The sequence below is a fragment of the Streptococcus mitis genome (assembly GCF_002096895.1).
Lineage (GTDB): Bacteria > Bacillota > Bacilli > Lactobacillales > Streptococcaceae > Streptococcus > Streptococcus mitis_AH.
In genome coordinates this window covers 1-23,449 of the sequence record NZ_NCVI01000015.1, presented here as the reverse complement: position 1 = coordinate 23,449, position 23,449 = coordinate 1, and the positions used below count along the sequence as shown (strand labels likewise).

The window sequence follows — 23,449 nt, the reverse complement described above, 5'->3', positions numbered from 1 at the left end:
ATATCACATATATTGGTATTTTAAAAAACAAGCTTACTGAAGCTTGTTTTAATTAGCTATTACAAAAATTTTGTACATATCTTTCCACTTCTTTTTCCATAGATTGAATCTCACAAATATCCCATCTATTTTTTTTAGAAGTTATCTCTGCCATCATCTGTAATTTTAAACTCTGACGATGGAATATCCCTTCTCTTTCCCATTGTTCTAATTTAGCCTCTGGATAGGAATTTCCAAACCGGGAGTTCTGACTATCGGTAATGATACAAAGATTACCAAAAGAATGTAAAAACTCGGCAGGTAATTGGCTTTCTCCATCCTGTCCATTTGGATTCTGAGGATACCAATGTTCTACGGAGCGACGATAAGCAAATTTGAAATGATCAAAATTAATATCCTTGTACTCTTTCTCTAATTCGGCACGATTTTTCCATAAAACATAATCTACAAAGTTAAAAGCGTAAACAGGAATTGCCCCATATTTTTTGATACTTTTATCTTCGGTAAACAATCTTTCCTCAGCATATCTCACTGCCATTTTTTCAAGAAAATCCTTAAAGAGACTAGCAAATTCTGTTTGATTTAACTCTTCAATATGGTTAAACAAGAATTGCAAGATTTCATATAACCAACGACTATCTCGATTGGCAGTAAAGGTCACAGCAAATATGGATTGAAGCATTAAAATATCATCATTGAACTTTTCAAAAGAATTTTTATCATAATAATATTGAACAAATAAATCTCCTCTAGTTTTATTATTATAATCATTCCGATAAACTTTCTGCAGAAACCAATCATTTTCTTGTCTTCTATTATTAGTCTCTTGTGACATTCGTACGATCAAATTATCAAATATAAATTTTAATTTCAATAAATTCCTAATAAATAATGTAACATCCTCTATACCTGTATTAACACTAGTTATATTTTCAAATGTTTCTAATAATTTCTTGTCATCTAGCTGTATATCAGAAGGAGATACATTACCAAATGTTATATAATAAACGAAATATAAAAATGTTTCAAAGTTTATAATCGTTCTGTATTTTTCCACTTCATTCGTATCTGATATTACTTTAACTGTTGTAGATTCTTTATTTTCTATACTAGACAATAGAGATTTCTTATTAGTTGACTGAACCTCTATTTGACTTAAGGACTTATCAATATTTAAAAGAAAGCTATTCTGATAATTATTTCCTTTAATCCAATTCAAAGGAAAGATTTTTTCTCTTTCTCCATCATGATGCTTTTTCTTTGCTTTTTTTGTAAATGCATTGATTACCGGCTTATCAAATTCTGCACAGGCATCCCAAATCCTTGCAAACTTTTGCGCCATTTCTTGATCTGTACCGAACTTAGCCATCATTTGCGCCTTAAGAATCTCATGAGCCTCTAGTTGTTCTCCTCGAGAGTTGAAACGTTCGAAATAAAGATTCAAATCTAAATCTTCAGGAAGTATACTCCGAAAAATGATGACATTCTCAAAAAGATAATCAACGAAAGACTGAGGATCAAGACGGCGCTCCTCTAGCACTTTTTTCAATGCGTCTTTAGCATATCTGTAACCTCTAGTCAGCTCATTTTCATCGTCCTCTGAAATTTCTTGCTTGGCAAATAGATCTTTAATATTCTTATTTGATTTCTGCCTAGCTGGGAAGGTAAGATTGACAGCTTTCAATTTATCAAAACCAAACTCATTCTTCAAAGCTAAGGCAATCAGATTAAGGGCTGTTGTTCGCTGTTGCCCATCTATGATTTTGAAAATGTCATTCTCTTTATTAACGACTAATGTTCCAATATAGTAATTGTCTCTGTCTCTATTTTCTTGAAAAGCATCTGCTACGTCATTCAATAACTGCTCAATTTCATCATAAGTCCAAGCAAAATTTCTCTGATAAAGAGGAATAGCATAGGTATCTTCATTTAACAAACGATTAACTGATAAGCTTATATGTGTTTCTACCATTTACCTTTTTCCTCTTCTATAATCTTGTCCACAGTATAATTTTCAAATAGCTCTCTATCTATCTTGATCATGAAATCATTCGGAGTGACAGCATGAGCTAAAAGTTGAAATAGTTTTTGAACCTCTTTTTGTCTAAACCTTCCACCAGCAGCATAGTTTCCAAAAGTTGCATCATATATTGCTTTAGACTTAACTCTAGGGTAATAAGACCAAATAAACAAGGTCTCTACTATATCCTTTGATAGCTCATCTTTTCCAAATCTCTCTGCAAAAAGCGAGCAAATATTTAAGAATATATTGTGACACTTGAGGTAGCGTCCTTTTGAGCTATTGTAAATGTTTAACATACCTTTTGGGTAAGCAAGATTTTTTTCTTCCCCTTCAGGCTCATCAGAAAATCCTAACTTTGCATTTAAAAAATCTTTATGATCTTTAATAGTTTTATGAGCAGATTCAATATATTCAAAAAATGTACTTCCATCAATGATTGGCATAGTAATTGAAAGAGGGAATTTTTCAATATGACGATACAATTCTAGATATGGAAAGTTCTGATTCAAATCAACGCCTTTAAAATCGTCAATAAAATCCTCTGTAAAACGCAGATAAGATCCATAACGTTTGTTTGTTAATCCTGTCTCTCCGCGCGACCAACGTCTCATACGGAAAAGATGTTTATCAAACAACTCTTTGAGACTTAACTCTTTATCCTCTACAAATTGCTCCCACTTTTCGACAATCTTTTCATCTTCTGAATCATACTTGCGAAGATGGTAGGCTTTGAGCAAATCATGAGGTTCTAAAGATTTTCCACGATTATTCTGAGAATCAAATAACTGAAAGGCTTCAGATAATCGTTCCTGTGGCATAGTAATCACGGAGACAGAACAATTTTCCAATAAAAAATTGCAAATATCTTTTGCCTGATTTTCACCAACCAATTGAGTCAAATTTTCCCACTCATTATAATTTTCACTCGCATGATAGCAAGATAGCTCTCCAAATTCAGCACTCAGCAGTTGATTAGCACCCTTATAATTCTCTAAATCATCTAATAAATGAAGAAACAAGGAAATAGAAATTAGCCGTTGCTGTCCATCGACAATATCTAAGTATTTTTCCTTTTCATGCAAGATTTCATGCAAGATAACGGAACCAATCTGATATTCCTTTTTTCCCATAGCATCTCGTAAATCATAAAAAAGATTACGGATATGTTTTCTGTTCCATTTATATGGTCTTTGATAAGAAGGAATCCGCAAATTCTCTTCTTTCAATAGTTCTCCAACCTTTTTAGAAGTAAATTGAATAGTCATTTTATCCTCATCTATATTTATCTATCATTTCTTTAACTGTTTGCTTCATATCCTCTACTAAAATCCGAGGAGACAAAACAGTAACTGCTTCCCCTTGCCCCAGCAACCAGCGTTTAAGCCCCGGTGTGTGCTGACTCTCAAACTTAAAATGAGTCCAGTAGCCATTTTTCCCAACTATTTTTGCATTTGGAAATTGATCCGTCACAATCGTCGGATCGTACAAATACTCGATTTCAATACTGATTTTCTTCCCGATAAAAGCATCTACTCTCTCGTTACGAATGTCGCCATCTCTAAATTTATCTCGATAAGAAATAGAGGTTTTCTCTATATCACTAAGAGACCATGACTGGATACGGTCTACTCTTAAAGTAATATAAGTAGCATGTTTCAACTGGTAGACAACTAGATAGAAATAATGACTATCATAATAAAGAGAGACTGGCAAAACAGTCTGCCTCTTAGAAGACTCAGAATAAGGTTTTTGATAGATAATGTCTAGAACCTGTTCATACAAAATAGCTTCTGATAAATTCCAAATTTTCTCTATTCTATTTTGTTGATCCGTTAAGGGAGCATAGTTCAGCTTTTCACTTCCAATAATCTGCTCGATTTCTTTCCGATCATCACGGGGAACTAAGACCAGTGAATTATGTAGTAAGCTAGCAATTTCTGGTCTATTCAGTGCTCGATTTTCCAATAAAATCTTTGAAATAACGAGAATATCCTTTTTATTAAAAACTGACTTACTTGCTAAACAATACTTATTCGTTTTACGGTTATAAAGTAAATCTCCACTATAACTGGTGTGACTAGATAAAATATCACGGAGTAGCGAAAAATCTCTCTGTATCGTCTTTTCACTAACCTCAAATTCCTGAGCCAGTTGCTTTTTTCCTAACGGAGTCCCAAACTGTAAACGTAAAAAAATCGTTAGCAGTCTCTCTTGATCATTCATTTCCAGTCCTTCTACATATTATTCAAACAATACTATTTCTAGTACATTATTATCACTTCTATAGTCTAACTAGCACTTTATATTCAAAACGATTAAAGCAAAATAAACTAGCCCTTAGATGATTTCAACTGTACCACTATGCCAGATTCGAAGAACTCAACTACGGATTCAGGCATATTTTTTAAGTCTTCGGGTAAGCAGTCTGAATATACAATGAAGAGTTTGTTTCTTTTCTTACTCTCTTTGAATCGCTGCATCCAGTATTCCTGTACCCTTTGATCAGCCTCTCCCAAAAATTGAACTCCATCCAGAAAAATCAAATCATACTCTGTATACCCCATTTGCAGTTTCATCCATTGACTATGTTTAGAAAAAATCAAATTATCTCTCACTCGATAATATGCAAGTGATGCTATTGGAGTAACAGGTTTTATTTTAGTTAACGTATAATAAAACAAATGCCATCTATCAGTCTCTGAAATACCGCAAATGTAAATACATTGAGAATCTTCTTTTAAGTCTATTTGTGGGAATCCGGTCCAATCATTCCCATCATCTTTCAAGCCTTTTTCAAAATTATAAATTTCCTCTTCAATTGACACATTAGAATTTAAAATTTCTTGATTCACCATATTATACTCTCTTTTCTATTATTTTTAAGAGAATTATAACAAATCAAGTGGACATATTTTGTCCACTTGATCAAAATAAGCAATTTTTTAAAACAAATCATCAAACAAACTCAACTGGTTATCCTCTGGCATATTGCCGAGAATGCCCATTTCATCCATCTTTTCAACCAAGGTTGAGGAAAGTCCGCCACGCTTGCGTAATTCTGTTTTAGAAAGAAATTCTCCCTCTTCACGCGCTCGTACCAACTGCTTGGCAACGTTCTCACCCAGACCATCCATTGCTACAAATGGCGGGATGAGAGTATCCCCATCAATGAGGAATTCTGTCGCCTGACTACGATAGAGATCGAGTTTTCCAAACTTGAAACCACGCTCCCACATTTCATTAACAATCTCAAGAGTTGTATAGAGATCGATTTCCACATTAGAAGCTTCATTGTTCTTCCGTTTTTCAGCGATTTCTTCCATTCTTCGCTTAATAGCATCTAAGCCCGCTCCCATAGTCTTGATATCAAAGGCCTTGGCACGGATAGAGAAATAAGCACAGTAATAATAAATTGGATGGTGAACTTTGAAGTATGCCACACGCAAGGCCATCATAACGTAGGCTGCCGCATGGGCTTTGGGGAACATGTACTTAATTTTCCCACAGGACTCGATATACCACTCTGGCACCTTATTAGCCTTCATGGCTTCGATATAGCCATTGCGTTCCTCTTCGGAAATCTTGAGCCACAAGCCCTTACGTACCCGTTCCATGATGGTAAAGGCCATCTTAGGTTCCAGACCCGCATGCATAAGGTAAACCATGATGTCGTCCCGACAACCGATAACGGTCGACAGATCCGCAATTCCTTGCTTGATTAAATCCTGGGCATTTCCCAACCACACATCGGTACCGTGGGACAGACCTGAGAGCTGAAGCAACTCCGCAAAAGTCGTCGGATGGGTCTCGTCTACCATTCCACGTACGAAATTTGTTCCAAACTCTGGAATCCCCAACATCCCCGTAGGCGTTCCAATTTGTTCAGGTGTTACCCCAAGCACATCAGTCCCAGAAAAGAGAGCCATAACTCCCTCATCATCCATTGGGATTTCATTAGGATCAATCCCAGACAAATCCTGGAGTTTCCGAATCATGGTCGGGTCATCATGCCCCAGAACATCCAGTTTGAGAACGTTCTCATCGATATCGTGAAAGTTAAAGTGAGTCGTTTGCCATTCAGCCGTCACGTCATCCGCTGGATACTGGACTGGCGTAAAGTCGTAAACATCCATGTAGTTAGGGATAACAACGATTCCCCCTGGGTGTTGTCCCGTTGTCCGCTTGACACCAGCAGCACCTTGAGCTAGCCGCTCCACCTCTGCATCACGATAGAACTTGCCATAATCTCTCTCATAGCCCTTGACAAAGCCATAGGCAGTCTTAGCAGCTACCGTACCAACCGTTCCTGCACGGAAGGCATATTCCTCACCAAAGATATCACGCACATCCAAGTGGGCGCTAGGCTGGTCTTCTCCCGAGAAGTTCAAGTCAATATCAGGAACCTTGTCTCCATCAAAACCAAGGAAGGTTTCAAACGGGATATCCTGTCCGTTTTTGCTGAGTTTGTGACCACATTTAGGACAGTCCTTATTGGGCATATCAAAACCTGAACCGTAAGATCCATCGGTGATAAACTCACTGTACTGACACTGACCACAGACATAGTGAGGAGAGAGAGGATTGACCTCTGTAATACCAATCATGGTCGCAACAAAACTAGATCCAACGGATCCACGAGAACCCACCAAGTAGCCTCGTTCATTGGAACGTTGCACTAGCATCTGGGAAGCCAGATAAATCACGGCAAATCCATTCCCCAGAATAGACGTTAATTCTTTTTCAATCCGCAAATCAACAATATCCGGGAGCGGATTTCCATAAATCTCAAAAGCTTTCTTATAGGTCAATTCAGCAACCGTTTCTTCAGCCTTGTCGATGAAAGGAGTGTACAAATCACCTTTTACAACCTCAACGAGTTCAAAGATTTCTACCAGTGCATTGGTGTTTTCAATTACCAATTTCCGAGCCAGTTCCTCTCCCAAGAAGGCAAATTCATCCAACATTTCATTAGTCGTTCTAAAATGAGCCTTTGGAAGTGGTGCTGGTTGGGCATGTTCCCCATGACCGATAGTCCGGTTAATCATAGCTCCCTGTCCCAAACTACGGACAATAATTTCACGGTAAATCTCTTCTTCTGGTTCGATATAGTGGACATTTCCCGTAGCCAGAACAGGTTTGCCAAGACGGTCACCAACCTCTATCAAACTCTTGATAATGGTCTGGAGCTCCTCCATATCCTTGACCTGCTCCTTAGCAATTAAGGGAGCATAGATAGCCGGTGGCATAACCTCAATAAAGTCATAATACTTAGCCACCTCAACCGCCGCATCCACACCTTGGGAAACGACCGCATCAAAAACTTCCCCCTCAGAGCAAGCTGATCCTAAAATCAAACCCTCCCGATGAGCATCTAAAACCGTTCTCGGAATCCGTGGCACCCCTTCAAAATACTTGGTATTAGACAAGGAAACCAGCTTAAAGATATTTTTTAGCCCTACTTGATTCTTGACATAAATGGTCGCATGCTTGATCCGAGCTTTTTTATAAGAATCTGGACTAATCAAATCAATGTTGAGTCTAGCTAAATCAGTCACACCATGTTTTTCTGCTACCTCTTTGATAAAGATGAAGAGCAGACGACCAGTAGCTTCCGCGTCGTAGTTGGCCATGTGGTGATGTTCTAGAGCCACACCAAAACGCTTAGTCAAAGGCCCGAGACCATGACGTTTATACTCAGGATAGAGATTTCTAGCGAACTCAAGTGTATCAATAACTGGCTGACTAATCCTTGGAAGACCATGACGCTCATAGTTGGCATTCATAAATCCAACGTCAAAGGTGGCATTGTGGGCAACTAGGACCGTATTCTTGCAAAATTCTTGGAATTCCTGTAGTACTTGTTCTAGTGGTTTGGCATTTTTGACATGATCATCTGTAATTCCAGTCAACTCAGTTGTAAAAGCTGACAAGGGATGTCCAGGATTGATAAATTCATCAAATTCAGCAATGACATTCCCCTTGTACATCTTAGAGGCCGCAACCTGAATCAAGTCATTATAGATAGCTGAAAGCCCCGTCGTTTCCACGTCAAAGACCACGTAGGTCGCTTCCGACAAGTCCATCTCCACTTCGTTATAGACGATAGGGACACGGTCCTCCACGATATTAGCTTCCATACCATAAATCAGCTGGATTCCCGCTTTCTTGGCCGCCTTATAGCCGTGTGGGAAGGACTGGACATTCCCATGGTCCGTGATGGCAACCGCCTTGTGTCCCCATTTAGCAGCTGTCGCAACGATTTCTTCAACCTCTGGCAGAGCATCCATGGTCGACATGTTAGTATGAGCGTGAAACTCAACCCGACGCTCACCTTCTGGCATCAAATCCTTCCGTTCATAATGAACAACTTCCTGCACATCCTGCACGTTCATAGTCAAATCGCGTGTGAAGTTATTCATCTCCACATTCCCACGTACTCGGAGCCAAGAATTTTTCTTGATTAAATCAAACTTCTGAGCCTCTTCCTCGTTCTTAACCCACTTTTGCATAGAAAAACTTGAAGTGTAGTCCGTCATTTTAAAGTTGATCAAAACACGCCCTGTTCGGGTCACTTTTTGCTCCACATCAAAAACAACACCTTCAAAGACCAAACGATTTTCCTCAGTCGTCACTTCGATCATAGGAGTAATCTCCGCCTTGTCCAGCTTGGGTTTAGCTGCAGCTTTTTTCGCTTGAAAATCAAAGGCTGGTTTCTCTTCTGCTGGAGGTGGTGCCATCTGTTCTAGTTGTTCCATAGCACGGAGCGCTTCCTCATTGGCAGCTTGAACAATCTGCTCATTTTCAGCATGAAAGGCCTCTTCCTGTTCTTGGGTCAGCACATCATTTTTCTCTACTTGACAAGTAAAAGTTGGAAAACCAAACTTTTCAAGCTGTTTGGCTAAATTAGGAAGATGATTCTTCTTAAAGTGTTCTTTATCAATCGCCTCAGAGCCCTCAATAAATAGTTGATTGCCCTCAGCACGAACTTGCAAATTTTGATAAAGGGACTTAAAACCTTGACTAGCACATGGCCCCTCAGAAAAAGCCTCTCTATAGTAGGCCTGCAAGAGTTGATTTGAAAATTCTTGAGATAGAGTCTTGATTTCGAAAACAGCTTTATTGCCTGTCTTAGAAAATTCTTCCCTCAAACCTTTCTTTATTTCTAAAAAGATTTCAATCGGTAAAATATTAGAAAATACGAAATGAAACTCCCATACCTTACTAATTTTATGAACCACAACTCGCTCAATATCGGCCTGTGCTAAAGCAGGAGCCTGTCTCATTTCAGCAGGCATCCCCAATTGATTCATCAAAATTTCAAAACTATTTGACATTCATTTTCCTCACATTATTCTCCTACTATTTTACCATATTTAGAGGTATTTTCTAAAGACAAAAGGAAGCCACTTTAAGACAACAAAGAATTTCCTTATTTGTATTCTTACTACTCATTTAAGGAAATTAAAAAATCTTCATAACAGTACTCCCCCAAAAAAGTTAGATGAATAATTTACCTAGTGAATTTAGTTCTGTTTTACACATAACAAAAACACCCCGAAAGTTAGACAGAAAAAATCTAACTTTTGGGGTACAGTTTATCATTTATAAAACCTGAACAGAAAGTAAGCTCTAACTCCTGCTTTCTCTCTTATGCTTGATAACGTTTCACGCCATCTAGGTAGGTTGCTACCAATTCCAAATCTTTATCTAGTACGATAAAGTCCGCGTCATAGCCTTCACGGATTTGACCACAGACATCGTCAATATGAACGGATTTAGCTGGGTTGAAGCTTGCCATCATAACTGCTTCGTGTGGAGAGGCAATGTTCCAGTCAACCACATTCTTCAAACCGTCTTTGAGTTTGAGAATAGAACCCGCCAAGTTACCTGTAGATTTGAGACGAGCAGTTCCATTGGCAACGACAACTGGGAATTCTCCCAACATGTAGTCGCCGTCTTCCAATCCACCCGCTGTCATACAGTCTGTGATAAGGGCAATATTTTCAGTTCCTTTTTGTTTGATAAGAATTTCGCAGGCTTTTGGATCTACGTGATGGCCGTCACAGATCAACTCTGCATAGGTATGTGGCAATTGGTACATGGCTCCAACCATACCCAGTTCGCGGTGAGTTAACCCACGCATGCCATTGTAGGCGTGTACCCAAACACTCGCTCCAGCATCGACTGCTTTTTTAGCTTCATCAAAAGTCGCGTTTGAGTGCCCAAGAGCAACCGTCACACCTTCGCCCGTAACCGTACGAACAAAGTCTTCTACACCTTCACGTTCTGGCGCAAGGGCAATTTTATTTAGCAGACCATTTGCTGCTTTTTGCCAAGCACGAAACTCATCCATACGAGGGTCTTTCATGTAGGCAGGGTTTTGAGCTCCCTTGTATTTCTCTGTGAAATAAGGCCCTTCGAAATAGATTCCACGAATCTTGGCTCCACTTGCTTCCTGGTAACGAGCACCAATATTTTCTGTTACCGCAAGCAATTGCTCATAAGATGATGTCAAAGTGGTTGGCAAGAAGCTCGTTACCCCCATGCTGAGGAGTCCTTCACTCATGGTATGAAGGGTTCCTTCGATATTATTATCCATAACATCCACACCGCCAAATCCATGAATGTGGGTATCTACAAGTCCTGGAGCAATGCTGTAGCCTGTATAGTCAATCACTTCAGCTCCCTCAGGAATCTGCTCGACATGTTTTCCAAACTTGCCATCCACAAGTTCCAAGTAACCACCACGACGAATTCCGTGTGGGTAGAAAAACTGATCCGCTTTAATATAGTTAGGCATAATGTTAACCTCCTTAAAAGATTGATTCTACAATTTATTATGTCAATTACATTATAAACCTTTCTTTTTTATTTGTAAATGGTATAGACCTATTTTCTAGAGATATTTTAAAAGAGCTGGATTTCTCCAACTCTTCTCTTTTTAATACAAGTTATTTTGATTTGACTGGCTTGTCTTGAGCTGTTTGCAAGGCTGCAGCAATGGTATCTGCATATAACTTAGCTCCTGCTTCAATTTTACTATTGTCACTTCCAAAATGGACTTGGTCTGTTCCAGTCCAAATTTCTGGATGTTCTTTAGCAACTTGGTTCCAATCTGCTATCGTGATGTAAGGAGTCTTCTCTGCCAATTCTCTCATATAGGCAGCCTCTTTCTCAACGATTGCATAGGTCTCTTTTGTCTTATCTCCTTCATAAGGAGTCACCAAAACCATATGGTGGCCCTTAGGAAGATTTTTTACGATACTATCCCAGTCTTCCTTGTAATTTTCAGGATTATTTACCCCAGTTGCAATAACCACCATCTTTGGTAGAAATTTATTCTGACTATTGTTGAGCATGATTTCATTGGCAGTCTTGGTTGTTCTGCTGACCTGCGCGTTAATCTGTGCTCCAGGAAGGGCTGTCTGCAGGGCTGTATTTGCCCTTAAAGCCACTGAGTCACCAATTAACATAGTGCCATCAGCAATTCCTAAACTATCAGCTTCTGCTCGTTCTGCCATCAACTTGGTCTGACCAATATTTGTTTCAGCTTGCTTCAAGCCATTGACAGTCAAGTCTGTCTCAAACGCTCCCACTTGTGGTGCCATCAAAGTCACTACGAAGACAATGAAGGCCAAGATTCCTGTACTTGCAGCAAGGATTGTGTGAATATGAGGCAGGGGACGAAGAGTTTGTAGAATAGGTGTGTCCTTTCCTGCAATCCAAGGTTCTAACACATAAAATGATAGGCTGGCAAAGCCATAAGAAAAAATCAAAGTCAGTAACACAGCAAAAAGATTTGATGTCAACTGTGAGAATATGATATAGAAAGGCCAATGGAAGAGATAAACCGCATAACTAGTATCTGCTAAAAAGCTGATAATCTTTGGCTCCTGCATATTAGGAGTCTTTTCATGTAAGACACGCGCCGCCAGAATCATAGCAAGGGCAGCAAGACTGGCAAGCAAGAAGCCCATAAGATAGGCAAAGAGATAGGTAAATTTGACAAAGAAGGTCAAAATGAGTAAGAAGCCAAAACCTCCTCCAAAAACTAAAAGGGTCTTTCGTAAATCCCAGATTTTATCCAACTGCTTAACTAGGGAAGTCGTCTGACGAACGCCTACGATAGTTGCTAACACACTTCCCAAAAAGAATGGATAGACATGAGTTAAACTGGAGAAATAAACAGAGGAATAAGAGGTTACTAGAAAACTACCAATAAACATGGAGAAGAAGCTGATCAAGAAGGCAGCAGCAGATAAGAGAAAGACCATTCCCTTCAACTGACCATTTGATTTAGCCTGCTTAGATAAGAAGCAAACTGCCAACCCCCAGAGGATATAGTAGTGAACCTCAACAGCCAGACTCCAATTATGAACAAACAAATGAGGAATGAACTGAGATTCATAACTCCCACCTGTTAGGAGTTCATAGAAGTTGGTCATGAAGCCTAAGACACCCGCAATTTGACCCCCAATTCCAGCCACATAGTCTTGGCGAACCAAGAAAGTAAAAGGCATGGTTACCAAGACCATCAAAACCACAGGTGGAACGATACGATAAAAGCGTCTCCTAAAAAATCCAACCAAATCAATTTCATGATTTTTAGAAAATTCTTCGATGAGTAGAGCTGTAATCAGGAAACCTGAAAATGTGAAAAAGACATCTACCCCGAAAAATCCTCCAGAAAAGATTGTCTGAAAGAAATGATACAAGAGTACCAAAAGTAAACCTGTAATCCTAATCAAGGAAAACCATTTAATACGCATACGAGTTTATTCTCCCTTTCATTATACACTTTATTCTATCAAAAAAAGAAGAAAAATCCCAAGAGAAAACTTAGGATTTTTAGCTTATATCTATTCCAGTTTAAAAATTACGGCCTGATTTATTATAGCCATATTTTTCAATAAAATACTCACGGAATTCCAAGAGATTGTCATCCATGATGGCTTGTCGCACTTGCTTCATCAGGTTAAGCAAGAAGTAAAGATTGTGGTAGCTAGTCAAGCGGATACCAAAGGTTTCATCAGCCTTGAGCAGGTGACGAAGATAAGCGCGTGTATAGTTCTTACATGTGTAGCAATCACACTCAGGATCCAGTGGCGTAAAGTCCTCAGCAAACTGAGCATTTTTGACAACCAAACGACCTTGACTGGTCATACAAGTCCCATTACGAGCGATACGAGTCGGCAAGACACAGTCAAACATATCTACACCACGAATCACCCCATCAATCAAGCTATCTGGCGCTCCCACACCCATCAAATAGCGAGGTTTGTTTTCAGGCAGCAGTTGAGTTGTGAAGTCCAAAACCGCATTCATCTCTTCGTGGGTTTCTCCAACTGCTAGTCCACCGATAGAGTAGCCTGGGAAATCCATGCTGACAAGGTCATGAGCCGACTGGCGACGCAGGTCTTCAAATCCTGCCCCTTGCACAATCCCAAACAATCCTTGGTCATGCGGACGACGGTGAGCCTTCAAACCGCGCTCAGCCCAACGGCTTGTACGCTCGATTGATTTCTTAACGTAGTCGTATGGTTGATAAAACTGAGGACATTCGTCAAAGGACATCATAATATCTGAGCCTAGATTGTTCTGAATAGAAATGGCTTTTTCTGGTGACAAGAACATCTTAGAGCCATTGAGATGGTTTTTAAAAGTTACCCCTTCTTCTGTGATATTTCGGCTATCTGCTAGAGAATAAACCTGGAAACCACCACTATCTGTCAAGATAGGCTGGTCCCAATTCATGAACTTGTGGAGACCACCTGCGCGAGCGATGAGTTCATCTCCAGGACGAAGCCAGAGATGATAGGTGTTTGACAGGATAATTCCCGAACCCATCTCCTTCAATTCTTCAGGCGACTGAGTTTTGACAGTGGCTTGTGTCCCAACTGGCATAAACATAGGTGCTGGGAAGGTGCCATGGGGAGTGATGATTTCCCCCAGGCGAGCTCCTGTGTGTTTTTCTTTCTTAATCAAACGATATTTGATTGGTGAATCTGACATTTTTTACCTCCGAAGCTGGGAAAGACAGTCCCAGTTCATACTTTGTGCCCAAGGGCATACTGTATGATTTTATCAAAAAAAGCTGGAACTGTCACGAACTATGGTATAATGAGAGAATGAAATACCCAAAAATTGATTTAAAAACCATTCGTCTGCAGGCCAGACAATTTCAGGCTGAAAATCCCCGACTCTTTCTCGTCTATCTCTTACCTAGCATGCTGGTCATTTTGTCTGGCTTCCTCAATCCCTTAGAGCGTATCAACGAGTCTATTTTAGAACAACCCTTTTTAAGCGTGTTTGGCCGTGTATTCCAAGCCTACCTCTTTCCATTATTAGTTTCCTTTATCGGAACAATACTTCTAACCAGTTCAGTCTATACAACCCTAAAACTCATCAAGAATCCAGATACAGAACTATCCATCAAAAATAGTCTCACTCTCTTTAACGAAGAGTACTTTTCACAAACCTTTTTGACTCTCCTTCTCAAACGTTTCTATCTCTTCTTATGGAGCATTCCTAGTTTGCTTGGAATTTACTTCCTTTTTTACAGTAGCTTTCTTGCAAAGAAATTCGTTGCCCTTCACCCTGAGTTTCCCAATCTGGATCTCACGTCAGTTGAAACTGAGCGTTTCCTCATGGCCTTTGGTCTTTACTTTCTAGCAAGTATCCTCTTGATAGTTGTAGGAAATAGTCTCTATATTCCACAATACTATGCCTATTCGCAGGTAGAATTTCTCCTCTGTGATACTCTAGATTTAGGACAAGCCAAACCAGGACAAATCCTAAAAACCAGCCGTTTCCTGATGAAAGGCTACAAATTTCAGCGCTTTATTCTAGACCTACAACTCCTTCCTTGGTACTTCCTCAATTGGATTACCTTTGGAATTGCTAGTTTCTCACTCCTACCCTACATTCAAATCAATAAAATAATTTTCTACCGAGCAGTACTGGCTCGAAAACGTCCAAAAGCTTGAAGGTTTTTCCCCTCAAGCTTTTTTCTATCAATGAGTTTCTCCGCCTACCAACTTAAGATCCTGATCTCCATGTTCTATAATGGCGCCGATTGCTGCTTCTAGCCCTCTCCTAATATCCACTAAACTCATAGCTGGAGTGGTCGGTCGATTCACCACCTGTTCCATCATATAAGGAATATGCATAAAACCTGCCTTGACATGGGGAAATTTCTTTTCTACCAAATAGAGGACCTGATACATCAAATGATTGCAGACAAAAGTCCCTGCCGTATTGGAAACAGAGGCCGGCAAGCCCTCTTTTTTTATAGCTTGAACCATCGCTTTAATCGGCAAACTACTAAAGTAGGCCGAAGCACCATCTGCTCGAATGGGAAGGTCAATTGGTTGATTACCCTCATTATCAGGAATCCGTGCATCATCTTGATTAATAGCTACTCGCTCAGGTGTCAAGCTAGACCTTCCACCTGCTTGGCCGATACAAAGGACAAAGTCAGGTTGATAACGGTCCATCTCTTCTTCCAATACTTGAGCCGATTTGTGAAAGACTGTTGGTACTTCTAGACAACGGACCTCAGCACCATGGATTTCAGCTGGTAAACCTTTAATAGCCTCCAAGGCTGGATTGACCTTTTCCCCTCCAAAGGGCTCAAAACCTGTCACTAATACTTTCATTTCTAACTCCTCAAAACAAATTCAATAAAACTCTTTTCTTAAAAACAAGTATAACATATTTCCCTTATTCTGGAGTGAAAAGAACTAGAGAGGATCTGACCGGCATTAAAGTTTATTTAAAGAGAAAAATACTAATCAAGGCCAAAATAGCTGGTCCACCTTGCTTCAAAATAATTTTCTTATCTGCTGTGAGAGAGCCATAAGCCGCAGCACCAATCACAAATAAAACAAAAATAGTCACAATTTCTAAATTCTGTGAGAAATAAATTCCATACAAGAGAAAGACTCCTAGCAAAGCATTATAAATCCCTTGATTTTTAAACAATGAACTTACTGACGGACGAGCCAGTTCTTCCTTGTCCATGTTAAAGACACGACTAGTCGCATCTGATTGCGTTGCAATACTTTCCAAATAAAAAATGTAAAAATGCTCCAAAGCAACAATCGTTGCTAAAATGGTTGTCATAATTGACATCTATTTCTCCTTAAATTTCTATATTTTCAATACCCAAAACCAATTTATTTACTAAACGGCTGAGTTCTGTTCTTTCAGACTCTGTTAAGATACTTTCCATCTCTTCCTTAACCTTGATATACTGCAGAGGTGGATTCACCACTAATTGCTCCTTAGCATACTTCGTAGCCTCTACCAACACTTCCCGCTGATTTTCAGGATTACGATGACGCTCCACCAAACCTTCCTTTTCCAGAATTTTGAAATGTCGGGTCAAAGCAGCCTGATCAATCTTCAAATTTCCATTCATATTGATACTCAATGAAAATCAAAGAGCAAACTAGAAAGCTAGCCGTAGGTTGCTCAAAGCACAGCTTTGAGGTTGCAGATAAAACTGACGTGGTTTGAAGAGATTTTCGAAGAGTATGACAAACAAAAAACGAACGAGACTCGCTTTCTATCACGAAAGCTAGATCTCATTCGTAAAAACGATATTACCAAGTCTGGTTTATCCATTCATTGAAACATGAACGTGATCATAGTGATTTTCTGTCACGCTACCACGGTCTGGCATTGGGTTCCAAGTATTAGCTGGCCCATATTTACTATCGAATGGAGCATAGAAACGTTGTTTCCAGATGATATAACTAATACCACGGCTAGCCATGTTTTGAATAGCGTATTCCGCAATCTTATCCCCTAGTTCTGAGCTTTCTGGTACCATAAAATCGATAGCCAAACCTTTTCCGTGGTCTCCACTATCTCCTGGACGGTAACCACTAAAGGATGTGATGCCAAACAAGTTGGCGATTTCTTCTTTAAAGGCAGCTGTTTGTGGTTGAAGGCCTGCATTTTCAGATTTCGCTACCGCAAGTCCAGCATAATCGGGCGCAGCTGGAGCCGCGTAAGTTGTTGAAACTGTTTTCGCCTCTTCTGGTTGATAAGTAGAAACTGCTGCTGTAGCTTCACTTGATGATGCTACTTCTTTTGCTTCTTCTGAACTTGTTGCGGTTGTTTCGGTTGCTTTTTCTTCTACTGCCGTTGTAGTTGCTTCCACTGTTGAAACAGCTTGAGGGCTGGCTTGTGTTTCCTCTTTCTCAGCTGGAATTGTTGCCTGAGGAGTTGCCTCTGCAACTGCATTGCTTGTCTCGGCTGTTTGCTCCTCTGACGTTGAAGTATTTGTAGATGGTGCTACTTCTTCTGCAGTAGCAACTGTCTCTGCAACTTCTGAATTTGTTGCTACTTCTTTTGTACTTGTAGTTTCTACCGCTTTTGGCGCTTCTGCAATCGGTTGAGAAAGGTCTGCAACCTGAACAGTTTGATCATCTACGGTCACTTGATTGGTTGTCAAATCTGCTGTCGCAGTTGTCACCTCTTCACTAGAAGCCGCTTGAGGTGTTTGGATTTCAACTTCTGTTACTTCTTCTGCTTCATTGACGGTCGTTGTCAAAACAGTTTCTGGGAAAATCAAGTCCATATTAGTGATTTTATTCAAATTCGCAAGAACTGTGACATCTACACCCAAGGCTTCTGCAATGGTGCTCAAGGTATCACCATACTGAACGGTATAACTTGTTTTGTTGTCCGTTTTAGTCAAATCGTTTTGGATTTGCTCAACACTACGTGCAGTCCAAAGAACTTCTTCTGCTTGAGTTGCCAATACTGGGGCAAATGACAAGGCTACTGTTGAAGCTAATAATATTCTTTTCTTCATTCTTTCCTATTCCTTTCAAATGAGTACCTGTCTATCATAACACAAAAAATGCAGAAAAAAAGCCCTCTCGGGCCTATTTAACAGAACTGTCTATTCCTTGTAACAAACTTGGTTACTTGAAATAGTTTGTTAGGTCTCTGTCACAAAACTGACACAATCTTATCGTTCCCAATCCCCAAAAATATAAGGAATATCTGCTAACCCTTGAATCCTATGATTTCCTTCATAAGTCGACTCTAAAAAGTTGATACTTTGAATCCCACTATTCTGGGCAAATTCCACATCCAGAGTCCGATCCCCTATATAATAGGTCTTCTCAGAATCCAACTGATACTTGCCTAACAGATAGTTAGCCGCTTCTGGACTTGGCTTCCGCACAAAACCACTCTGACTGGTTAAAATCTCTGTAAAATAAGATTCCAAACCCAAGTCTCTGAGAATGGTACGAGCATTGTCTCCCTTATGAGTGTAAACAAACTGCTGAATTCCTGATTCCTCTGCCCAAGCTAGCACATCACGCGCACCTGGCATCAAAACTACCTGAGCATTCTTCTCAGCCAAACTCTGGGCACGCACCTGATTTAGCATTTCCACATCCAGCTTTCTCTCTTCTGCCACCTGCACAAGTAAATCCTGCACAGAAAACTTGAGAATAAACTCCCTCACCTGCTCCTTATCATAAGGAATAGAAAACTGAGCAAAAGTTTCCTCAATTCCTGATAAAATCGCTTCGTAAGAATCCAATAAAGTCCCATCTAAATCCCAAATAAAAGCTGTTTTTTGCATTTCCTATCCTTTCAAGCTCATATAACGCTGGTAACGGTAACGTAGAAATAACCAACGAAAACCATTATCCAAAAGGGTTCCGGCCCAAATACCGGGCAAGCCCCAACCAAGCACAATCCCCATCAGATATCCTGTTCCAATGCGGATACACCACATTCCTATACTTGTCGCATAAAAGGGAAGCCGAGCATTGCCCAAACCCTGCCAGACTGCTGTATAGATGACTGTTCCTATCGTCATAGGAGTACCAAGTAGTGAAAAAAGTGTCACTAGCACACTAGCCTCCACCGCTAGAGAATCAGTCGTATAGAGATGAGTTAGTGGTATACCCAAGGCATAGACACTAAGCGTCAAGGGCAACATGAGAAGCAGAGAAAGCCAAAAGGTTTGCTTGCTCAAATTAGCTACTCTTTCCCAATTATCCTCTCCAACTGCTCGAGCTACCAGCATGACCGTTGCAGTAGCGACGCCAAAGGCAGGCATATAGTTAAACTGGGTCAAGACTTCTCCGACTGCATTTCCAGCCACCGCCTCCGTTCCAAAAGAAACAACCAAGGCAATGATCACGACATCTCCAGCCCTCATCATGAGCCTCTCTCCAGCTGCTGGCAACGCTAAGGTCAATAGTTCCTTATCTAAACCAAAAGTCGGTTTCTCAAAAGGCAACTTTAATTGCGACCATAAAATCACAAGACCTACCAAACGAGACAGAATTGTCCCCCAAGCAACACCAGCTATCCCCATATCCAGAACAAAAATAGCTAGACTTGAAAAAAGAATATTCAAGGCATTGGATAAAAAACTAACATAGAGAGGCAGACGTGGATTATGCGTTGCACGAATCAAGGCTCCCAGACTAGTCATTAAACCTAAGAGAACAATCGATCCGCCTACCAAAGATAGGTAGAGTCCACCACTCTCAGCTACATCTCTCTCCGTCCCCAAAAGTCCTATCATCTCTTTCCCAGCGAAGATGGACAAAAATCCTAAAAGGAAACTTAATAGTAAGGTAATCTTCAATGCCTCAGTCACATGATAGGCTAGCATAGATTGATCCTTCTGCCCCAAATTTTTTGAAATAACACTGGAAATAGCAGCTCCCAGAGCGATGAAAATCGCCTGATAAATCGTGATAATATTGCCAGCTACTGATACACCCGAAATAGCTATCAAGCCCAAGTGGGCTACCAAGTAACTATCCACCATCCCCATGAGCATCTGCAAAAAGTTTTCGCCCATAGCTGGCAAGGCAATATTAAGAATGTCTTTATTTTTCTTAAACAATCCTTCCTCCTGATGAAAAGAAACTCAGTTGGTTTCCCAACCGAGTTTACTCCCTCTGTCTTAAAGTCCTAGATAAGCCTCAACCGCTGCTTGCATATCAGCAGCTGCCACTGTTGTCTTGTGACGAACAGGAACTGTTTCAAGCCCGTCAACTGCTGGTGGCACTGCAACTCCTGAAATATCATGTAATTGAGCCAAGGCTTCAAAGTCAGTCAAGCCTACTTTACCTGTTACAGCTTCTACTGCAACCACTGGGAACTTGTATGGACTCGCTGTTGAAGCAATCACTGTCTTAGTCACATCGCCAGTAGCCGCTTGGTATTTCTTATAAACTGCCGAGGCAACCGCCGTATGTGGATCCTCGATATAAGAATCTGCCTCATAAATACGCTTGATTTCTGCTGCCGTTTCTTCCTCAGTCGCATATTCAGCTGCAAAGAGGTCCAAAATCTCTGCATCAAAGTCTGTCAACTCATATTGTCCTTGCTTGTTCAAGGCATTCATGAGTTCAGCTGTTTTAACCGCATCATTACCTAAAAGATGGAAAATCAAACGCTCCAAGTTTGAAGATACCAAAATATCCATAGATGGACTAGTAGTCACTTTAAACTCACGTTTCTTGTCGTAAACACGTGTCTTGAAAAAGTCTGTCAAAACATTGTTGTCATTTGAAGCACAGATTAATTTGCCAACTGGTAGACCAATTTGCTTAGCATAAAAGGCAGCCAAGATATTTCCAAAATTTCCTGTTGGTACTGTGAAGTTGACCTTATCACCAGCCACAATCTCACCAGTCTTAACCAACTGAGCATAGGCATAAACATAATAAACAATCTGTGGCACCAAACGACCGATATTCATAGAGTTGGCAGATGAAAATTGCAGTTTATTGGTAGCCAACTTTTCACGAAGGGCTACATCGTTAAACATATGCTTCACATTTGTTTGAGCATCATCAAAGTTACCATCAATAGCGATAACATGAGTATTATCACCAGTCTGAGTAGTCATTTGCAACTCTTGAACCTTGCTGACACCATCCTTTGGATAAAAGACGATAATCTCAGTTCCAGGCACATCCGCAAACCCTGCCATAGCAGCTTTCCCAGTATCACCAGATGTCGCTGTTAAGATGACAATCTTGTTCTCCAAACCATGCTTCTTAGCAGCTGTTGTCATAAAGTATGGCAAAATAGACAAGGCCATATCCTTAAAAGCAATTGTTGAACCATGGAACAGTTCCAAATTGTATTGGCCGTCTAATTTCACTAATGGTGCGATAGCTGGAGTATCAAACTTGCTATCGTAGGCATTGTTGATACAGTAGTCCAACTCTTCAGCTGTAAAGTCATCTAAAAATGCTGACAAAACAATCTTAGCAACTTCCTGATAAGAAGCATATTTCAATTTGTCAAAGTCCAAATCTACCTTTGGATAAGTAAGCGGTGTAAATAAACCACCATCCGTCGCCAAACCTTGCAAAATAGCTTGGCTAGCAGTTACTGTATTGTTGGCATCACGCGTTGATTGATAAACTAATGTCATTACTCTCTATCCTTTATCTATAGTCTCATCCATTATATCATGATTTTTCAGAAAATTCTCCTTTTATAAGAGAAATTATAGGCTCAATTCTTCTTTCAAAGGCTGTAAGTAGGTCATTTCTTGCTTATTTCTCATCTCCAGTCCTTCCTCAGCTAGCAGGAGTAAGTCTTTGGAAATTTCAATAATCGCAGTCTCTTCCTCATCTGTAAGCTTCTTCTTAGAAAATTGTCGTCTTAAAAACTTATAATTTCGCCCAAATTCTTTAAAGAAAGGCGCTGTTTCTAAGTAAGCTTCTAACTTATCTAAATTAACCAACAATCCTAAGTGAAAAGCTGCAGAAGCGAAGGTTCTCTCTAGAGGCTGAGTACACACACTACGAAACTCAACTGTTCCTCGAGTCGTTAAGTCTTGGTACTGATAACTACGATGAGTTTCAAAATCCTTCTCTTGAGGGTAAATAAGAATCTCATCCCCATTAAGAGCATATGCTTGGATTTCAGTTGTAGCCAAATAGTCCCTTGCCTGAATCGGATAAAAATAATAGGTTTGCCCATCGCGTTCCGCAGTAAAAATTGCAGAATGATCTAGATAATCAAAAAAATCATCCTCATCTTTAAAGAGTCTAGCATTGACCCCGACATTTTCTGGATAGATACCATGCATCGATTCTTCCCAGAAAATATCCCTTGAAATTTTCGTATCCCAATCTGCTCCCGAAAACTCAGAGTTTGGAAATAAATAAGCCTTAGCCGCTTCAATTTGAGTAAAAGCATTAATCACCCGTAAGTAGTTAGACTTTGAAACATCCAACTGTACCTGACTCCCACAGATAAAAGCGCCATATTCAGGGAAATGATGTAAGTCTGATTCAGTCACATTTCTGCTCAAACTCAAATAGTCCATCAACATCTGATAGCGTGGATAAGCCACTGGACAATTCTCATTTTTATCCCAGTTGGGATGAATACCACAGCCAACAATAGCATGATTTGATTCAGCTAACTTCTTCTGGATTGCTTCCATATAAATACTAAAACGTTCTTCAACCTCTTGTATCGTTTCAGCCTTACCAAATGCAAACTCAATCGTTGTATAAGAAACTTCAAATAAAATAGCATCCTGACTTATCGGATCTACTAACTGAATAGGGTTTCCAAAATCATCTACCTTTTCTACAGCTAAATTCAAAGCAGAAACTAGATAACGAAATAACTGCTTGATAACTTCAACATCTGTAGCATCCCCTTCTAAATTTGTAACAGGATATTCCAGCTCAATCCCGACAAACAATTCAGGATTTTCTTTAATATTTTTCAAATACCGATGTTTTAATAAATCGATAGAACGAGACATACTTCCCTACACTTTCATAATCTAAATAAAATTTGAATAACTACTATTATACCAAAAATGATACAAAAAAGGAACGAAGATTTACAACGTTCCTTAACTCTATACTATACCGGCGGCCGGGGTCGAACCGGCACGTCCTTGCGGACACTGGATTTTGAGTCCAGCGCGTCTGCCAATTCCGCCACGCCGGCAAATAGTAACTGGGGTAGCTGGATTCGAACCAACGCATGAGGGAGTCAAAGTCCCTTGCCTTACCGCTTGGCTATACCCCAATAATATAAAATAGGCGAGTGATGGGGATCGAACCCACGCATGCCAGAGCCACAATCTGGTGTGTTAACCACTTCACCACACCCGCCATAATTTTATTAACACGGGCAGTAGGAATTGAACCCACACTGAAGGTTTTGGAGACCTTAGTTCTACCTTTAAACTATGCCCGTAAAATGGAAGGGGAGGGATTCGAACCCCCGAACCCGAAGGAGCGGATTTACAGTCCGCCGCGTTTAGCCTCTTCGCTACCCTTCCAAAATATATAAATGGCGCGAGACGGAATCGAACCGCCGACACATGGAGCTTCAATCCATTGCTCTACCAACTGAGCTACCGAGCCTTATTGCGGGAGCAGGATT

Annotated in this window: 16 protein-coding genes, 6 tRNA genes and 1 pseudogene; 1 reads left to right on the top strand and 22 read right to left on the bottom strand. The window is 40.1% G+C overall.

The features are described from left to right. Positions 1 to 52: 52 nt before the first annotated feature. From B7697_RS00955 to tgt, 8 genes are all read right to left on the bottom strand, one after another. A complete protein-coding gene (locus tag B7697_RS00955; RefSeq protein WP_084949897.1) occupies positions 53 to 1,972 on the bottom strand; it encodes a DUF262 domain-containing protein in 1,920 nt (639 codons plus the stop codon). Continuing rightward, positions 1,966 to 3,288 (bottom strand): DUF262 domain-containing protein, encoded by a 1,323-nt coding sequence (locus tag B7697_RS00950; protein WP_084949896.1) that lies wholly within the window; start codon positions 3,286 to 3,288, stop codon positions 1,966 to 1,968. The genes B7697_RS00955 and B7697_RS00950 overlap by 7 nt, the downstream gene beginning before the upstream one ends. A 7-nt stretch (positions 3,289 to 3,295) precedes the next feature. Continuing rightward, complete coding sequence (locus B7697_RS00945) at positions 3,296 to 4,246, bottom strand: helix-turn-helix transcriptional regulator (RefSeq protein ID WP_084949894.1); 951 nt, start codon at positions 4,244 to 4,246, stop codon at positions 3,296 to 3,298. 107 nt (positions 4,247 to 4,353) lie between these two features. Next, a complete protein-coding gene (locus B7697_RS00940; RefSeq protein WP_033681186.1) occupies positions 4,354 to 4,878 on the bottom strand; it encodes a DnaA ATPase domain-containing protein in 525 nt (174 codons plus the stop codon). An 87-nt stretch (positions 4,879 to 4,965) separates the two neighbouring features. Continuing rightward, positions 4,966 to 9,357 carry a PolC-type DNA polymerase III gene (locus B7697_RS00935; RefSeq protein ID WP_084949893.1) on the bottom strand — a complete coding sequence of 1,464 codons (4,392 nt, stop codon included), beginning with the start codon at positions 9,355 to 9,357 and terminating at the stop codon, positions 4,966 to 4,968. Between the two features lie 314 nt (positions 9,358 to 9,671). Further along, positions 9,672 to 10,823 (bottom strand): N-acetylglucosamine-6-phosphate deacetylase, encoded by a 1,152-nt coding sequence (gene nagA, locus B7697_RS00930; RefSeq protein ID WP_084949891.1) that lies wholly within the window; start codon positions 10,821 to 10,823, stop codon positions 9,672 to 9,674. 151 nt (positions 10,824 to 10,974) lie between these two features. Next, positions 10,975 to 12,792 carry an acyltransferase family protein gene (locus tag B7697_RS00925; protein ID WP_084949890.1) on the bottom strand — a complete coding sequence of 606 codons (1,818 nt, stop codon included), beginning with the start codon at positions 12,790 to 12,792 and terminating at the stop codon, positions 10,975 to 10,977. Positions 12,793 to 12,892: 100 nt separating this feature from the next. Continuing rightward, positions 12,893 to 14,035, bottom strand: coding sequence for a tRNA guanosine(34) transglycosylase Tgt (tgt, locus tag B7697_RS00920; protein ID WP_084949888.1), 1,143 nt, complete (start codon positions 14,033 to 14,035; stop codon positions 12,893 to 12,895). Positions 14,036 to 14,151: 116 nt separating this feature from the next. Between tgt and B7697_RS00915 the strand changes: the two genes are divergently transcribed. After that, on the top strand, positions 14,152 to 15,009 hold the full coding sequence (locus B7697_RS00915; RefSeq protein ID WP_084949887.1) for a DUF975 family protein: 858 nt from the start codon (positions 14,152 to 14,154) through the stop codon (positions 15,007 to 15,009). Positions 15,010 to 15,036: 27 nt separating this feature from the next. Here B7697_RS00915 and pcp read toward each other — a convergent pair whose 3' ends face one another. The 14 genes and pseudogenes from pcp to B7697_RS00840 all read right to left on the bottom strand — a co-directional run bounded on the left by pcp (position 15,037) and on the right by B7697_RS00840 (position 23,430). Then, on the bottom strand, positions 15,037 to 15,681 hold the full coding sequence (gene pcp, locus B7697_RS00910) for a pyroglutamyl-peptidase I (protein WP_084949886.1): 645 nt from the start codon (positions 15,679 to 15,681) through the stop codon (positions 15,037 to 15,039). Between the two features lie 112 nt (positions 15,682 to 15,793). After that, positions 15,794 to 16,156 (bottom strand): DUF1304 domain-containing protein, encoded by a 363-nt coding sequence (locus B7697_RS00905; RefSeq protein WP_084949884.1) that lies wholly within the window; start codon positions 16,154 to 16,156, stop codon positions 15,794 to 15,796. A 10-nt stretch (positions 16,157 to 16,166) separates the two neighbouring features. Further along, positions 16,167 to 16,433, bottom strand: a pseudogene (locus B7697_RS00900) (MarR family winged helix-turn-helix transcriptional regulator); the annotation flags it as partial. 210 nt (positions 16,434 to 16,643) lie between these two features. Then, the gene (locus tag B7697_RS00890; RefSeq protein WP_084949881.1) at positions 16,644 to 17,849 is read right to left on the bottom strand and encodes a LysM peptidoglycan-binding domain-containing protein; all 1,206 of its coding nucleotides are present in this window, start codon (positions 17,847 to 17,849) and stop codon (positions 16,644 to 16,646) included. A gap of 159 nt (positions 17,850 to 18,008) precedes the next feature. After that, positions 18,009 to 18,635 carry an HAD family hydrolase gene (locus B7697_RS00885; protein ID WP_020903674.1) on the bottom strand — a complete coding sequence of 209 codons (627 nt, stop codon included), beginning with the start codon at positions 18,633 to 18,635 and terminating at the stop codon, positions 18,009 to 18,011. Between the two features lie 3 nt (positions 18,636 to 18,638). Next, positions 18,639 to 19,919: an MATE family efflux transporter gene (locus tag B7697_RS00880; RefSeq protein WP_020903673.1), complete on the bottom strand. Its 1,281-nt coding sequence runs from the start codon at positions 19,917 to 19,919 to the stop codon at positions 18,639 to 18,641. A 60-nt stretch (positions 19,920 to 19,979) separates the two neighbouring features. Next, complete coding sequence (thrC, locus tag B7697_RS00875; RefSeq protein ID WP_084949880.1) at positions 19,980 to 21,464, bottom strand: threonine synthase; 1,485 nt, start codon at positions 21,462 to 21,464, stop codon at positions 19,980 to 19,982. A gap of 75 nt (positions 21,465 to 21,539) precedes the next feature. Continuing rightward, positions 21,540 to 22,817: a glutamate-cysteine ligase family protein gene (locus tag B7697_RS00870; RefSeq protein ID WP_084949878.1), complete on the bottom strand. Its 1,278-nt coding sequence runs from the start codon at positions 22,815 to 22,817 to the stop codon at positions 21,540 to 21,542. 107 nt (positions 22,818 to 22,924) lie between these two features. Beyond that, positions 22,925 to 23,008, bottom strand: a tRNA-Leu gene (locus tag B7697_RS00865). A 9-nt stretch (positions 23,009 to 23,017) separates the two neighbouring features. Beyond that, a tRNA-Gln gene (locus tag B7697_RS00860) sits at positions 23,018 to 23,089 on the bottom strand. Positions 23,090 to 23,102: 13 nt separating this feature from the next. Beyond that, a tRNA-His gene (locus tag B7697_RS00855) sits at positions 23,103 to 23,175 on the bottom strand. A 14-nt stretch (positions 23,176 to 23,189) separates the two neighbouring features. Further along, positions 23,190 to 23,260, bottom strand: a tRNA-Trp gene (locus B7697_RS00850). A 4-nt stretch (positions 23,261 to 23,264) separates the two neighbouring features. After that, positions 23,265 to 23,345, bottom strand: a tRNA-Tyr gene (locus tag B7697_RS00845). A 12-nt stretch (positions 23,346 to 23,357) separates the two neighbouring features. Then, positions 23,358 to 23,430 (bottom strand) — tRNA-Phe (locus B7697_RS00840). Positions 23,431 to 23,449: the final 19 nt, after the last annotated feature.

Excerpts from the sequence above, each read along its gene's own strand:
- B7697_RS00955 (WP_084949897.1), bottom strand. The coding sequence starts at position 1,972 with ATGGTAGAAACACATATAAGCTTATCAGTTAATCGTTTGTTAAATGAA.
- B7697_RS00950 (WP_084949896.1), bottom strand. The coding sequence starts at position 3,288 with ATGACTATTCAATTTACTTCTAAAAAGGTTGGAGAACTATTGAAAGAA.
- B7697_RS00945 (WP_084949894.1), bottom strand. The coding sequence starts at position 4,246 with ATGAATGATCAAGAGAGACTGCTAACGATTTTTTTACGTTTACAGTTT.
- B7697_RS00940 (WP_033681186.1), bottom strand. The coding sequence starts at position 4,878 with ATGGTGAATCAAGAAATTTTAAATTCTAATGTGTCAATTGAAGAGGAA.
- B7697_RS00935 (WP_084949893.1), bottom strand. The coding sequence starts at position 9,357 with ATGTCAAATAGTTTTGAAATTTTGATGAATCAATTGGGGATGCCTGCT.
- nagA (WP_084949891.1), bottom strand. The coding sequence starts at position 10,823 with ATGCCTAACTATATTAAAGCGGATCAGTTTTTCTACCCACACGGAATT.
- B7697_RS00925 (WP_084949890.1), bottom strand. The coding sequence starts at position 12,792 with ATGCGTATTAAATGGTTTTCCTTGATTAGGATTACAGGTTTACTTTTG.
- tgt (WP_084949888.1), bottom strand. The coding sequence starts at position 14,035 with ATGTCAGATTCACCAATCAAATATCGTTTGATTAAGAAAGAAAAACAC.
- B7697_RS00915 (WP_084949887.1), top strand. The coding sequence starts at position 14,152 with ATGAAATACCCAAAAATTGATTTAAAAACCATTCGTCTGCAGGCCAGA.
- pcp (WP_084949886.1), bottom strand. The coding sequence starts at position 15,681 with ATGAAAGTATTAGTGACAGGTTTTGAGCCCTTTGGAGGGGAAAAGGTC.
- B7697_RS00905 (WP_084949884.1), bottom strand. The coding sequence starts at position 16,156 with ATGTCAATTATGACAACCATTTTAGCAACGATTGTTGCTTTGGAGCAT.
- B7697_RS00890 (WP_084949881.1), bottom strand. The coding sequence starts at position 17,849 with ATGAAGAAAAGAATATTATTAGCTTCAACAGTAGCCTTGTCATTTGCC.
- B7697_RS00885 (WP_020903674.1), bottom strand. The coding sequence starts at position 18,635 with ATGCAAAAAACAGCTTTTATTTGGGATTTAGATGGGACTTTATTGGAT.
- thrC (WP_084949880.1), bottom strand. The coding sequence starts at position 21,464 with ATGACATTAGTTTATCAATCAACGCGTGATGCCAACAATACAGTAACT.
- B7697_RS00870 (WP_084949878.1), bottom strand. The coding sequence starts at position 22,817 with ATGTCTCGTTCTATCGATTTATTAAAACATCGGTATTTGAAAAATATT.